The organism is Paucidesulfovibrio longus DSM 6739, from assembly GCF_000420485.1.
Lineage (GTDB): Bacteria > Desulfobacterota > Desulfovibrionia > Desulfovibrionales > Desulfovibrionaceae > Paucidesulfovibrio > Paucidesulfovibrio longus.
The window spans coordinates 41,398-54,269 of sequence record NZ_ATVA01000016.1; the positions used below are offsets into that span (position 1 = coordinate 41,398).

The following is a 12,872-nucleotide window of genomic DNA, read 5'->3' on the forward strand; positions in this document are numbered from 1 at the left end:
AAAGCCATGTTGAGCAAGGGACTTGAGAACGCGCTCACTTCCGCGGTGAACGAGGTGAAGCGGCGCAACCACGAGTACCTCACTCTGGAGCATCTGCTCTATGCGCTTGCCCAGGAGCGGCACGGAGAAGCCATCCTGACCCATTGCGGGGCGGATGTGGCCAAGCTTCGCGAGCAGCTCGAACAATTTTTCGCTGAAAACCTCGAGGCTCTTCCCGCGAACACCGAAACAGAGGTCATCCAGACCCTCGGCGTCCGCAGGGTGCTGCAACGCGCCGTCTGGCAGAAGCGGGCCTCAGGCAAGGACGTGGTCGAGGTCGGGGACGTGCTCGCGGCCATGTTCGACGAAGAGGATTCCTACGCGGTCTACTTCATGCGCACCCAGGACGTTTCCCGCCTGGACGTGCTTGAATACATCTCGCACGGCCTGGAGAAGGAGGATCCGTTCACTTCCGCGAGCGAGCCTCTGGGCGGCGGGCCTGCGGCCCGTCCTGTGGGTCCGGGCGTCTCGCCCGGCGGCATGCCCGGCAAGCCCGAGGAAAAGCAGACGGCGCTGGACGAGTTCACGGTGAATCTGACCATGCGCGCAAAGGAAGGCAAGATCGACCCGCTCATCGGGCGCGAGGCCGAACTGGAGCGCACGGTGCAGGTTCTGGCCCGGCGGCGCAAGAACAACCCGATCTTCGTGGGCGATCCGGGCGTGGGCAAGACCGCCATGGCCGAGGGCCTGGCCCTGCTCATATCCGAGGAAAAGGGCCCCAAGGAATTCCACAAGACCCAGATCTACGCCCTGGACATGGGCGCGCTCATGGCCGGGACCAAGTACCGCGGCGATTTTGAGGGGAGGCTCAAGAGCGTGCTCAACGAGCTTCAGGCCGTGGAGGACGCCATCCTCTTCGTGGACGAGATCCACACCATCGTGGGGGCCGGTTCCGTTTCCGGCGGCAGCCTGGACGCCTCCAACCTGCTCAAGCCGTTTCTCCAGTCCGGGGAGCTGCGCTGCATCGGTTCCACCACCTACGAGGAATACAAGAACCATTTCGAGAAGGACCGCGCGCTCTCGCGCCGGTTCCAGAAGATCGAGATAGCCGAGCCGAGCGTGGACGAGACCGTGGAAATCCTCAAGGGCCTCAAGCCCTACTACGAGCAGCACCACGGCGTGGTCTACACCCTGCCCGCGCTGCGGGCGGCGGCCAAGCTCTCCGCCCGGCACGTCAACGACCGCTTCCTGCCGGACAAGGCCATAGACGTCATCGACGAGGCCGGAGCGCGGTACCGCCTTTCCGGGCGTTCCAGAAAGGACGACCGCATCACCGTGCAGGACATGGAGCGCGTGGTCGCGTCCATGGCCCGCATTCCGGCCGGACGGCTTTCCGGCAACGACCGCAATCGGTTGCAGGATCTGGAAAAGGAACTCAAGGGTGTGGTTTTCGGCCAGGACAAGGCCGTGGAACTGCTGGCCCGCTCCATCAAGCGCGCCCGCGCGGGCATGAAGCAGGCCGGACGCCCCACGGGAGCGTTTCTGCTCACCGGCCCCACGGGCGTGGGCAAGACCGAGCTGGCCCGCCAGTTGGCCGAGGTCATGCATGTGGGCTTCCTGCGCTTCGACATGTCGGAGTACATGGAGAAGCACGCCGTGGCCCGGCTGATCGGCGCGCCTCCGGGATACGTCGGCTTCGACCAGGGCGGACTGCTCACCGAGGGCGTGCGCAAGAACCCGCACTGCGTGGTGCTCTTCGACGAGATTGAAAAGGCCCATCCGGATGTCTTCAACATCCTGCTCCAGGTCATGGACTACGCCACGCTCACGGACAACAACGGGCGCAAGGCCGACTTCCGCCATGTGATCCTGCTGATGACCTCCAACGCCGGAGCCCAGGAGATCGCCAAGGGCGGCATCGGCTTCCAGCGCCGCCAGGACGACGACCGCAAGGAAGGCGCGCTCCGGGCCATCGAGAAGCTCTTCAGCCCGGAATTCCGCAACCGTCTGGACGCGGTGGTGCCGTTTTCCTCCCTGGATCAGCCGATCATGGAGCGCATCGTGGACAAGTTCGTGGCCGAGCTCAATGAGCAGCTGCGCGAACGCCGGGTGCGGCTCGTTCTTCACGAAGAGGCGCGGGCGCGCCTGGCCTGGCTCGGATACGATCCGACCTTCGGCGCGCGGCCCATGGCCCGGATCATCCAGAGCGAAATCAAGGACGCCATCGCCGAGGAACTGCTCTTCGGCGAGCTTCAGAAGGGCGGCAAGGTCGTCGTGCGCCTGCGCGAGGGCGTGGACGTGCAGGGAGCCAAGCCCAAGGGCAACGAGGCCTCCGGCGATTTCGTCTTCGACTTCGTGACCGGGCGGATGCAGTAGGCAGAGCCTAGGCCCCGGCCCGCGGCATGATTTATCGACTTTTCGACGAACCCATTTTCCCCAGCCCCGAAGAGGCCGACCCGGACGGCCTCCTCGCGGTGGGGGGCGACCTTTCGCCGCAACGCCTGCTGAACGCCTATTCCTGCGGCATTTTCCCCTGGTACGCTCCCGGCTCGCCCATTCTCTGGTGGAGCACCGATCCCCGGCTCGTGCTCTTTCCTTCCGAACTGCACGTTTCCTCCAGCCTGCGCCGCATCCTGAATTCCGGAAAGTTCGAGATCACCTTTGACCGCGCCTTTGAAGGCGTGATCAGTTCCTGCGCGTCCATGCCCAGGCCCGGACAGGAGGGCACCTGGATCGTTTCGGAAATGATGGAAGCCTACATCCGGCTGCATGAGCTGGGACTGGCCCACAGCGTGGAAGCCTGGCTCGGCGACCGTCTGGCCGGAGGGCTCTACGGCGTGGCATTGGGCCGGGCCTTTTTCGGCGAGTCCATGTTTTTTTCCGAGCCGGACGCCTCCAAGGTCGCTTTCGTGCATCTGGTCCGCCGTCTGGAGCGGCATCAGTACGATTTGGTGGACTGCCAGCAGACCACGGCGCACCTGCTCCGGTTCGGCGCGAGGGAGATCCGGCGCAAGGAGTTCCTGGAGCGTCTCGCCCTGGCCCTGGAGCACCCCACGGAGCGCGAGCCGTGGCACGAGTCGCCGTAGGTTCGTTTTTGCATGGCCTTGAAAACGTCGCGGACCCTTCCGAGTATTATTCGAAAGGGTCCGTTTATTTTATTATTTGAACGGCGCGTTATTTCACGAACAGGGGGATGGGAGTCTTGAGCAGCCGGGAGGGAACCGCGCTTTGTCTGGTCTGCTTGGCCTGCTTTTCGGAGGATTCAAGCATGAGATAGAGATTTCCGCAGCCCTTGCATTGCCAGTGGCGCTGTTGCTTTTGCAGGCGCATGAGCTTGCCGTCGCGGTCATAGCAGACCTGGCAGTATGGTCCCTCGCGGCGCCCGTCGAGCTCCAGCCAGTATTTGCGTCCGTCGAAGCGCATGTTTCCGGCAAGGTCGAGCGTGTCCGCCACCTCGCAGAGCTGCTGTTTGAGCGCTTGGTTTTCTTCGCAAAGGGCCAGATATTCGTCCTGGAGATCCCGGAGCGTTTCGCGCGCTTCTTCCCATCGCCCCGCCTTGGCGAGGTCGAGGGCCTGCTTGAAGCAGGTCGCATGCAACAGGTTGTCCATGTCTCCTCCTGGGGATGTATGCCATGCGACAGCATTATCGGCCGGAGGTGCGGGTGACTTTAGGATTATGTGAAAAAAAGAGATGCCCGGTTCAAACGGCGCGGACAAAAAGCATCACGCCGAGAGCGAAAAGCGCTCCGAGTATGAGTTTGCGGTAATGACCTTCTCCGAGGCGGCGGTAGGCGGCGATGCCGCCGAGAACCCCCGCGGCCAGGGCGGGCAGGGCCATGGCGAAGAGCCGGAGCACCTCCGGGGTGATCAGCCCCGTGGCCGCGTGCGTGCCGGAAACGAGCAGCCCCGCGGCCAGGAAGTATCCGGAGAGCGACGCCTTGATTTCATCCTTGGGCCAGGGCTGGAGCGAAGCGTAGAGGATGATGGGCGGGCCGTTGGTGCCGATGCTGCCGCCGAGCACCCCGGCCAGGAAGCCTGCGGGGGCGGCCCAGAGCGGGTGGAGCGTGCGGGATTTGGGCGTGGTCAGCAGCGAGTGCAGGGCGAAGAGAACCAGCACGGCGCCCACGAAGATTTCCAGCCACTGCGCCGGCACGGTCTTGAGCGTGTAGACGCCCACGGGAACGCCAGGCAGGGTCGCCGCCAGGAGCAGGCCGAGCCGCCGGGGGCGAAGGTGGCGGCGCAGTTCCAGGGTCAGCCAGAGGTTGATGCAGAAGGCCAGCAGCGCGATCAGGGGGATCACGGTCTTGATCGGCAGGAAGAGGCAGAGCAGGGGCAGGGAGAGCAGCACCGAGCCGAAGCCGCTGAGGCCCTGCACGAATCCCGCCAGGACCGCCACGAGGCAGAGCCAGGCCCAGCTCATGCCGTGGGGCTTTGGGGGAGCTGGTCCGGCGCGTTGAGCTGGAAGAAGCGGAGCAGTTCCTTTTCCAGGGCCGGGCGGGTTGCGGGCGAGGCCAGGGCCGGACGCTCGCGCTCCACCACCTTGAGGGTCAGTTCGTAGAGATTGGAGCTTTGCGCGGCCATTTCGTCCAGTTCGGAGTCCATGATCATGCGCCCTTCGAAGCGGTCCCAGAGCAGGTATTTGAACAGCGTGCGTCTGCCCGCCCCCGGGTTGCGCGCGCGTTTTTCCTTGTAGGCCTTGATCAGTGCCAGGGCGGTGTCGGTGGGCATTATTCCTCCACGGCGTCTTTTGCGTCCGCCGCGTCCACTGCGTCGACGATGGGCGGGTGCTGCGAAAGGTCGTAAAGCCCGTGCAGGGGAATGTCCAGAGAATAGCTGGGAATGCGTTCGAAGCGGATCAGGCCGATGCTCTTGCTTTCGTCCAGGTCGGAGAGGGCGGGCAGACCGCCGGGAACCGGGAATTCCAGCGGGCGGGAACGCAGCGCCTTGAGCCTTGTGGCGTATTGCTCTTTCAGGTAATTGATGATCCGGTCCCGCTCCCGCACCGTAAAGGACTCCAGGATAACCTTCCTGCTCGACTCGGGCGGGCAGGGGGCTTCCGGCAGCAAGGGGCCCACAAGCTTGGACCAGTCGTAGCGCTTCTCCTCTTCGTTCCCGACGGGGCGGAAGAGGTGCACTTCCACGTCGCGGCGGCCCTTGAAGCTTTTGATGATCATGGACACGGCGCAGCAGCGTTCGCACGGCGGCGCGGTTTCCGGGGTCAGGACGGTCACTTCCATTGGCTGCTCCGTTTCGGCTGATTGCTGGAATCGGGAGCCGATGATACGATGTTTCGTCTGCGCGCACAAGGGGATGCGCGGGGCGGAAAGGATGGAAATCATGCCGGAACGTTTCGAACTCGTCAGCGAATACACGCCCACGGGGGACCAGCCCGAAGCCATTCGCGAAATCGTCGCGAATCTCGGTTCGGGAGTGCGCGACCAGGTGCTGCTGGGGGTGACCGGATCCGGCAAGACCTTCACCGTGGCCAACGTCATCGCGGAAATCAATCGTCCGGCCCTGGTGCTGGCCCCGAACAAGACCCTGGCCGCGCAGCTCTACGGAGAGTTCAAGGCGCTTTTCCCGAACAATGCCGTCGAATATTTCGTCAGTTATTACGATTACTACCAGCCGGAAGCCTACCTCCCGCACTCGGACACCTACATCGAGAAGGATTCGTCCATCAACGACGACATCGACAAGCTGCGCCACGCCGCGACCCACGCGCTGCTCACGCGGCGCGACGTGCTCATCGTGGCCTCGGTGTCCTGCATCTACGGACTCGGTTCGCCCGAATACTACGCCAAGATGATCATTCCCGTGGAGCAGGGCCAGGCCATGAGCATGGAGTCGCTCCTGGCGCGGCTGGTGGAGGTGCATTACGAGCGCAACGACTACGATTTCCACCGGGGCACCTTCCGGGTGCGCGGCGACGTGGTCGAGATCATTCCCGCCTACAGCCGCGAACAGGCCATCCGCCTGGAATTCTTCGGGGACGAGATCGACTCCATCCTGGAGACCGATCCGCTCACCGGAGAGGTCAAGGCCCGGATGCGCAAGACCGTGATCTATCCCGGTTCGCACTATGTTTCGGACCAGGACAACCTGGAGCGCGCCCGCGAGGCCATCCGCAGCGAGTTGCAGCAGCGTCTGGCCTGGTTCCGCGAGAACAACCGGCTCGTGGAGGCCCAGCGCCTGGAGCAGCGGACCATGTTCGACCTGGAGCAGATCGAGGAGCTGGGCTACTGCAACGGCATCGAGAACTATTCGCTGCATCTGGACGGGCGCAGGACCGGCCAGCCCCCGGCCACGCTCATCGATTATTTCCCCGATGATTTCGTGCTCTTCGTGGACGAGTCGCACATCGCCGTGCCCCAGGTCGGGGCCATGTTCAACGGCGACCGTTCGCGCAAGTCCACGTTGGTGGATTTCGGCTTTCGCCTTCCCTCGGCCCTGGACAACAGGCCGCTCAATTTCGAGGAATTCCTTGATCGCATCGGGCAGGCCGTGTACGTCTCGGCCACGCCCGGCCCCTGGGAACTGGACCGCGCGCAGGGGCTCGTGGTCGAGCAGATCATCCGGCCCACGGGCCTTGTGGATCCGGAGCTGGAAGTGCGCCCCACGGCGGGCCAGCTCGACGATCTTCTCGGCGAGTGCAAGGCCCGCGTCAAGCGCGGGGAGCGGGTGCTGGTGACCACCCTGACCAAGCGCATGGCCGAGGATCTGACCGAATATTTCCAGCAGATGGGCGTGAACACGCGCTACCTGCATTCGGACATCGACACCATCGAGCGCATGGCCATCCTGCGGGCGCTGCGTGCCGGGGAATTCGACGTGCTGGTGGGCATCAACCTGCTGCGCGAGGGGCTGGACCTGCCGGAAGTCTCCCTGGTGGCCATTCTGGACGCGGACAAGGAAGGCTTTCTGCGCTCGGCGGGCGCGCTCATCCAGACCTTCGGCCGGGCCGCGCGCAACCTGGAAGGCCGCGTGGTCATGTATGCGGACAAGGTTACGGCGGCCATGCGCAAGGCCATGGACGAAACCGGGAGACGCCGCGAGCGCCAGCTCGAATACAACGTCGAAAACGGCATCACGCCGCAGAGCATCCGCAAGGCCCTTGGCGAGGGCTTTCAGGTGGCGAGCAAGCTGGCCGAGGCGGAAAAGGTCGAGTTCGCCAGGGCTGCCGAGGAACTGGGCGTGTACGGCGATGATCCTCGCCAACTGGAAAAGATCGTGCGCAAGCTGGAGCGCGAGATGCGCGAAGCGGCCAAGGAGCTGGAATTCGAGCGCGCCGCCGGGCTTCGCGACCGCATCGGCCCCTTGCGCGAGCGCATTCTGCAACTGGGGGGATCATGACGCTGCAAGCCATGAACAAGCGCATCTTCGAAATGAAGCAGCGCATGGGCACGTTCTGGAACCTGATCGTGGGCAGCGCCCTGCTGCTGCTGATATTCGCCTTCGGCATCGTCGGCTTCATGTGGATCGAGGGCTGGGATCTCGCCAGCAGCTTCTACATGGTGGTCATCACCCTTTCCACGGTGGGCTACGGCGAGGTGCACCCGCTCTCGCAGACCGGGCGCATGTTCGCGGCCACGCTGATCATGAGCGGCGTGGGCGGATTCATGTACATCGTGGCCTCTTTTTCCCAGGTGTTGCTGGAGGGCCGCTTGCAGGTTCTCTGGGGGAGACGCAGAATGCAGAAAGCCATCGGCAAATTGGAAAACCACTTCATCGTCTGCGGCTACGGCCGTATCGGCAGCGTGGTCGTGCACGAGATCCGCAACGAGGGCTTCGTGCCCGTGGTCATCGAGCAGAGCCAGGATCTGATCCAGAAGATGGAGCTGGACGGCGTGCTCTGCATCGAGGGCGACGCCACGGACGACGAGCTGCTGCTCTCCGTGGGGCTGCGCAAGGCCAAGGCGCTGATCTCGGCGCTCTCGTCCGAAGCGGCCAACGTCTACGTCACGCTCACGGCCCGGCAGCTCTGTCCGAGCCTGACCATCATCGCCCGCGCCAGCCAGCAGTCGCACATTTCCCGCCTGAAGCTGGCCGGGGCGGACCGCGTGGTCATGCCCCACCTCATCGGCGGCGTGCGCATGGCCCAGAACGTGCTCCGGCCCACCGTGACCAACTTTCTGGAAATCGCCATGCAGGGCAAGATCGACCTCCAGATGGAGGAGCTGCTCGTGCCCAAGGATTCGGACCTGCACGGCAAGAATCTCATCGAGTCGCAGATTCGCGCCCATTACAACCTGATCATCATCGCCATCAAGAAACGCAACGGGGAAATGATCTTCAACCCCGGTCCCAAGGAAGTCATTCAGATGGAAGACACGCTGCTCATGGTCGGCCGCCGCACCGACCTGCAACGGATGCACCACGACCTCTACGGCAAGGGGGGGCATTCGTGAGTCCGGAGGGCGCGCCGTCGTCCGTTGCCGCGCGCGTGCGCGAGCTGCGGCGGCTTCTCGATTACCACAACCATCGCTACTATGTGCTCGACGATCCTGAAATCGAGGATGCGGAGTATGACGAGCTTTTCCGGGAACTCCAGGCGCTGGAGGAGGCCCATCCGGATCTTGCCGATCCCGATTCGCCCACGCGCCGCGTGGGCGGGGCTCCGGCCGAAGGCTTCGAGACCGTTCGGCACTCCCTGCCCCTGCTGAGCCTGGACAACGGCATGGTCCTGCCGGACGAGAGCGCGTCCGAGGGGCTGGACTTTTCCAGTTGGCGCGAATTCGCCCTGGACAAACTGCGCAATTCCTTTGTCGAGACCGTCCAGGCCGAGGCCCGCGCCGCGCTGGAGCGCGCTCTGGGGCGTGCGCTGGAGCAGGCCGAGCGGGTCAAGTACAATCCGGAAATCCGGCGGAGCGTCAAGGAGCGCCTGCTGCGTCCCCATGGGGCGGACCGAAAGGGCTTCGAGAAAGACCTCGACTCCCTGCGCGCCCGGCTGGCCGGGGGGCGCAACTTGCTCGACCTCAGCGGCAATCCTCCGGATCTCTCCGGCCTGCCCGCAGCCGTTTTCGACGATCCGGATACGGCCTTGGGGCGGTTTTGGGTCGATCCGAAGATGGACGGCCTGGCCGTGGAGGTGATCTACGAGCGCGGGCGGTTCGTCCGGGCCGTCACGCGCGGAGACGGCGAAATCGGCGAGGACGTGACGCGGAACATGCGCACCGTGCGCAACATCCCCTTGCGCCTGCACGGCGACAACCCGCCGGAGCTGCTGGAAGTGCGCGGCGAGGTGGTCATGTCCAAGGCCGAGTTCCATGCGCTCAACGAGCGGCAGGCCGAGCGGGGCGACAAGGTTTTCGCCAACCCGCGCAATGCCGCGGCCGGTTCCGTGCGCCAGCTCGATCCGGGCGTGGCCGCTGCGCGCCCCTTGCGCTTTCTGGCCTACGGCATCGGCCTTGCCCAGGGAGAAGGCACGGACTGGACCACGCAGGAGTCGCTCATGCGCGGGCTGGCCCGGCTGGGCTTCGCCATCCCCCCGGAAGTGCGGCTCTGCGATTCGCCCGGCGAGGTGGAGCGGTATTTCGCCGAATTGCAGCGCCGACGCGACGAGCTGCCTTTCGAGATCGACGGGGTCGTGGCCAAGCTGGACGACCGCCGTCTGCAATCGTTTCTCGGATTCACGGCCCGCGCCCCCCGCTGGGCCTTGGCCCTGAAGTTTCCGGCCATGCAGGCCGCCACCGTGCTGCGCGACGTGATCTTCCAGGTCGGCCGTACCGGCGCGGTCACGCCCGTGGCCGAGCTGGAGCCTGTGGGCGTGGGCGGCGTCGAGGTTTCGCGTGCGACGCTGCACAACTTCGACGAGATTGCGAACAAGGATTTCCGCATCGGGGACAAGGTTCTGGTCCAGCGCGCGGGCGACGTGATTCCTCAGCTCGTGCGGCCCCTTGCGGACGAGCGCGACGGCTCCGAGCGGGAAATCCTGCCGCCGGAGAATTGCCCGGCCTGCGGAAGCAGGCTCGAACGCGCCGTCGGAGAGGTGGCCCTGCGCTGCGTGAATGCCTCCTGCCCGGCGCAACTGGAGCGGGGCATGGTCCATTTCGTGTCCAAGGCCGGGCTGGACATGGAAGGCGTGGGCAAGGAGTGGATCATGCGGCTCGTGGCGGACGGCTCGCTCCGTTCGCCCGCCGATCTTTTCCTGCTGCGGGCTTCCACGCTCCTGGCCTATGAACGCATGGGCGAGAAATCCTCGCGGAAGTTCGTGGACGCCGTGGCCAAGGCCCGCGAGGAAGCCACCCTGGCCCGGCTCATCGCCGCCCTGGGCATCCGGCACGTGGGCGAGCAGACGGCCCGCGCCCTGGCCGAGCGCTACGCCGACCTCGACGCCCTGGCCGCCGCGGGCCAAAAGGAACTTCAGGACATTCCGGACGTGGGCGGCGTGGTGGCCGAGAGCATCGTCCAATACTTCGAAAACGAGAAGAACCGCGAATTGCTGCAACGCTTCCGCGAAATCGGACTTTGGCCCAAGGGCACCCAGGCCGCGACCAATGCCGGAGGCCCGCTCGCGGGCAAGCGTTTTCTCTTCACGGGCGGCCTGCCCATCCCGAGGGGCGAGGCTGAGAAGCTTGTGGAGGCGCGCGGCGGCATTGTGGCCGGAAGCGTCTCCAAAAAGCTGGACTACGTGGTGGCCGGGGAAAAGGCCGGGAGCAAGCTTGACAAGGCCCGGCAACTCGGTCTGAACATACTGGATTACGAAGCCTTCACGGCCCTGCTGGGCCTGGAGGAAGACAAGGAGGGCGTATGACCGACGTGATCATCATGGGCGCCAAGGGGCGCATGGGCGCGACCCTGGCCGCGCTGGCCAAGGCGGACGAGGAACTCAATCTCGCGGGCGTTACCGAGCGTTCCGGGAACACGGACGGGCTGGAATTGCTGGATTGCCTGGTTTCCGACAAGCTGGAGGAACTGCTCAAGGCCGCTCCCAGAGCCGTTGTCGTGGATTTCACCGCGCCCGAAGCCTCCCTGAAAATGGCCGAGATCGCCGGGAAGCACGGCAACCCCGCAGTGATCGGAACCACCGGACTGGACAAGGCCCAGCAGGCCGTGCTGGCCGAGGCCGCGAAGAAGCAGCTCCTGTTCTGGGCTCCGAACATGAGCGTGGGCGTCAACGTGCTGCTCAAGATCCTGCCCGAACTGGTCAAGGCCCTTGGCCCGGCCTACGACATGGAAATGGTCGAGACGCACCACAAGATGAAGAAGGACGCGCCCAGCGGCACCGCCCTCAAGCTGGCCCAATGTCTGGCCGAGGCGCGCGGCTGGGATTACGACGAAGTGAAGCAGCATTGCCGCGACGGCATCATCGGCGCGCGGCCCAAGAACGAGATCGGCGTGCAGACGCTGCGCGGCGGCGACGTGGTCGGCGACCACACCATGTTCTTCTTCGGGCCGGGCGAACGCATCGAGGTCACGCACCGGGCGCACTCGCGCGAAACCTTCGCCCAGGGCGCGCTGCGCGCGGCCAAGTGGCTGAGCGCGCAAAAGCCCGGCAGGCTCTACACCATGCAGGACATGTTCTAGGAAAAGGCATGCCTCCGGCGGCCAGAGGGCCCGCGGCCCTCTGGACTCCCTGTCTGCGCCGAAGCGGGATGCTGCGCATTCCCGCTTCGGCGCGGGGGGGGGCATTCAGGTAAGACGTGTTTTCGCGAGGTCTTCAGCGAGGCCGCTTCCGGACGCTTTGCGCCCGGAAGCGGCCTCGCTGTTGGTAGAGAAGGGGGAGACAGATCTTTTGCGGACCAGCCGCGCAGAATGGGGTTCCAAGGGGCCGCGGGCCCCTTGGCCGCCGGAGGCATTCTTCTTCCTGACGGCTATTGTTCCTTGAGCCAGTCCTGCATCAGCTCGTACACCCGCCGGACCTCCCGGTCCATGTGTTCCAGGGCGAGGGTGCTTTCGGCCTCGTCGTTGTCCTTGGCGGCCATTTCCAGTTCGAGACAGGTTTCGCGGAGTGGCTCCGCGCCCATGGTCGCCGCCGCACCTTTAAGGGAGTGGGCGAGGTATTTGACCTGTTCCAGGTCGCGGGCCTCCACGGCGGCGTGGATTTTGGCCACGCGCAGCGGTTCCTCGCGCAGGAAGACCGTGAAGAGGCGGGTTACGAAGGGTTCCTTTCCCTTCATTTTTTCGAACCAGGCTTTGCTGATGGGGGCGTTGTGCATTTCTTTCTCTTTTTCTTGTCGGCCCGGCGTGACAGCCCGGTTGTTCCGGCAACGCGGTTGACGGTATTCAGGCCCTTATACGCATGACGGGCGGCTTCGGCAATGTGTTTGAGTATTTTATTGGACACAAGACCGGGGAGGGCAGGGTGAATCCTCGCGAACCAACAGAACGAAACGCGCCGAGGATTCGCCGGGAGCCGAGGCGGCAGCGTTCGCAGCGGGTGCGGTGCCGGAAATCGCGTCGCGTTCGGATGGGGAAGAGGACGGGGAGACCGGAATCTCCCCGTCCGGAACGGGCTAGAGGCTGTAGAGCTTTTCGCCCGGGATGATGGTCAGGTTGTGCTTCTTGAGCAGTTCGATGGCCTGGTCCGTGCGGTCGAACCGGAAGATGATCACCGCGTGGTTCGAGCTTTGGTGCACGAAGGCGTACATGTATTCCACGTTGATGTTCTCGGCCTGGAGAATGCTCAGGATGTTGTGCAGGCCGCCGGGCTGGTCGTCCACTTCGACGGCCACCACGGTGGTGCGGCCAACGGTGAAGCCCTGGTTTTTCAGTTCGTTGCGAGCTTTTTCAAAGTCCGAGACGATCAGGCGCAGGATGCCGAAGTCCGAAGTATCCGCCAGGGACAGGGCGCGGATGTTCACGCCGGAGTCGCTGAGGATCTTGGTCACTTCCGCCAGGCGGCCGGCTCTGTTTTCAAGAAAGATGGACAGCTGATCAACCTTCATGGCTCT

Annotated in this window: 12 protein-coding genes; 6 read left to right on the plus strand and 6 right to left on the minus strand. The window is 64.6% G+C overall.

Annotation, left to right across the window (positions count from 1 at the left end):
* Positions 1–6 precede the first annotated feature (6 nt).
* The gene (gene clpA, locus G452_RS0112980) at positions 7–2,355 is read left to right on the plus strand and encodes an ATP-dependent Clp protease ATP-binding subunit ClpA (RefSeq protein ID WP_022662691.1); all 2,349 of its coding nucleotides are present in this window, start codon (positions 7–9) and stop codon (positions 2,353–2,355) included.
* Between the two features lie 26 nt (positions 2,356–2,381).
* Positions 2,382–3,065: a leucyl/phenylalanyl-tRNA--protein transferase gene (gene aat / locus G452_RS0112985; RefSeq protein ID WP_022662692.1), complete on the plus strand. Its 684-nt coding sequence runs from the start codon at positions 2,382–2,384 to the stop codon at positions 3,063–3,065.
* An 88-nt stretch (positions 3,066–3,153) separates the two neighbouring features.
* Here aat and G452_RS0112990 read toward each other — a convergent pair whose 3' ends face one another.
* The 4 genes from G452_RS0112990 to G452_RS19520 form a co-directional block, all read right to left on the minus strand.
* Positions 3,154–3,588, minus strand: a complete 435-nt coding sequence (locus G452_RS0112990; RefSeq protein WP_022662693.1) for a hypothetical protein — start codon at positions 3,586–3,588, stop codon at positions 3,154–3,156.
* A gap of 91 nt (positions 3,589–3,679) precedes the next feature.
* Positions 3,680–4,399: a sulfite exporter TauE/SafE family protein gene (locus tag G452_RS0112995; RefSeq protein ID WP_022662694.1), complete on the minus strand. Its 720-nt coding sequence runs from the start codon at positions 4,397–4,399 to the stop codon at positions 3,680–3,682.
* A complete protein-coding gene (locus G452_RS0113000; RefSeq protein WP_022662695.1) occupies positions 4,396–4,707 on the minus strand; it encodes a hypothetical protein in 312 nt (103 codons plus the stop codon). The genes G452_RS0112995 and G452_RS0113000 overlap by 4 nt, the downstream gene beginning before the upstream one ends.
* Positions 4,707–5,216 carry a hypothetical protein gene (locus G452_RS19520; protein WP_022662696.1) on the minus strand — a complete coding sequence of 170 codons (510 nt, stop codon included), beginning with the start codon at positions 5,214–5,216 and terminating at the stop codon, positions 4,707–4,709. The genes G452_RS0113000 and G452_RS19520 overlap by 1 nt, the downstream gene beginning before the upstream one ends.
* Positions 5,217–5,316: 100 nt before the next feature.
* On the opposite strand from G452_RS19520, the gene uvrB reads away from it, so the two are divergent.
* Genes uvrB through dapB form a run of 4 tightly spaced genes read left to right on the plus strand, consistent with a single transcriptional unit; the run spans position 5,317 to position 11,505 of the window.
* Positions 5,317–7,332 (plus strand): excinuclease ABC subunit UvrB, encoded by a 2,016-nt coding sequence (gene uvrB, locus G452_RS0113010; RefSeq protein WP_027189238.1) that lies wholly within the window; start codon positions 5,317–5,319, stop codon positions 7,330–7,332.
* The gene (locus G452_RS19525) at positions 7,329–8,387 is read left to right on the plus strand and encodes a potassium channel family protein (RefSeq protein WP_022662698.1); all 1,059 of its coding nucleotides are present in this window, start codon (positions 7,329–7,331) and stop codon (positions 8,385–8,387) included. The genes uvrB and G452_RS19525 overlap by 4 nt, the downstream gene beginning before the upstream one ends.
* Positions 8,384–10,732 (plus strand): NAD-dependent DNA ligase LigA, encoded by a 2,349-nt coding sequence (gene ligA / locus G452_RS0113020; protein WP_022662699.1) that lies wholly within the window; start codon positions 8,384–8,386, stop codon positions 10,730–10,732. The genes G452_RS19525 and ligA overlap by 4 nt, the downstream gene beginning before the upstream one ends.
* The gene (gene dapB, locus G452_RS0113025) at positions 10,729–11,505 is read left to right on the plus strand and encodes a 4-hydroxy-tetrahydrodipicolinate reductase (protein ID WP_022662700.1); all 777 of its coding nucleotides are present in this window, start codon (positions 10,729–10,731) and stop codon (positions 11,503–11,505) included. Before ligA ends, dapB begins: the two co-directional genes overlap by 4 nt.
* A 287-nt stretch (positions 11,506–11,792) precedes the next feature.
* On the opposite strand, the gene G452_RS0113030 is transcribed toward dapB, so the two are convergent.
* Complete coding sequence (locus tag G452_RS0113030; RefSeq protein WP_022662701.1) at positions 11,793–12,137, minus strand: Hpt domain-containing protein; 345 nt, start codon at positions 12,135–12,137, stop codon at positions 11,793–11,795.
* A gap of 297 nt (positions 12,138–12,434) precedes the next feature.
* The gene (locus G452_RS0113035; protein ID WP_022662702.1) at positions 12,435–12,866 is read right to left on the minus strand and encodes an ACT domain-containing protein; all 432 of its coding nucleotides are present in this window, start codon (positions 12,864–12,866) and stop codon (positions 12,435–12,437) included.
* Between the last annotated feature and the right edge of the window lie 6 nt (positions 12,867–12,872).

Excerpts from the sequence above, each read along its gene's own strand:
- aat (WP_022662692.1), top strand. The coding sequence starts at position 2,382 with ATGATTTATCGACTTTTCGACGAACCCATTTTCCCCAGCCCCGAAGAG.
- G452_RS0112990 (WP_022662693.1), bottom strand. The coding sequence starts at position 3,588 with ATGGACAACCTGTTGCATGCGACCTGCTTCAAGCAGGCCCTCGACCTC.
- dapB (WP_022662700.1), top strand. The coding sequence starts at position 10,729 with ATGACCGACGTGATCATCATGGGCGCCAAGGGGCGCATGGGCGCGACC.
- G452_RS0113000 (WP_022662695.1), bottom strand. The coding sequence starts at position 4,707 with ATGCCCACCGACACCGCCCTGGCACTGATCAAGGCCTACAAGGAAAAA.
- G452_RS19525 (WP_022662698.1), top strand. The coding sequence starts at position 7,329 with ATGACGCTGCAAGCCATGAACAAGCGCATCTTCGAAATGAAGCAGCGC.
- G452_RS0113035 (WP_022662702.1), bottom strand. The coding sequence starts at position 12,866 with ATGAAGGTTGATCAGCTGTCCATCTTTCTTGAAAACAGAGCCGGCCGC.
- G452_RS0112995 (WP_022662694.1), bottom strand. The coding sequence starts at position 4,399 with ATGAGCTGGGCCTGGCTCTGCCTCGTGGCGGTCCTGGCGGGATTCGTG.
- clpA (WP_022662691.1), top strand. The coding sequence starts at position 7 with ATGTTGAGCAAGGGACTTGAGAACGCGCTCACTTCCGCGGTGAACGAG.
- G452_RS0113030 (WP_022662701.1), bottom strand. The coding sequence starts at position 12,137 with ATGCACAACGCCCCCATCAGCAAAGCCTGGTTCGAAAAAATGAAGGGA.
- uvrB (WP_027189238.1), top strand. The coding sequence starts at position 5,317 with ATGCCGGAACGTTTCGAACTCGTCAGCGAATACACGCCCACGGGGGAC.
- G452_RS19520 (WP_022662696.1), bottom strand. The coding sequence starts at position 5,216 with ATGGAAGTGACCGTCCTGACCCCGGAAACCGCGCCGCCGTGCGAACGC.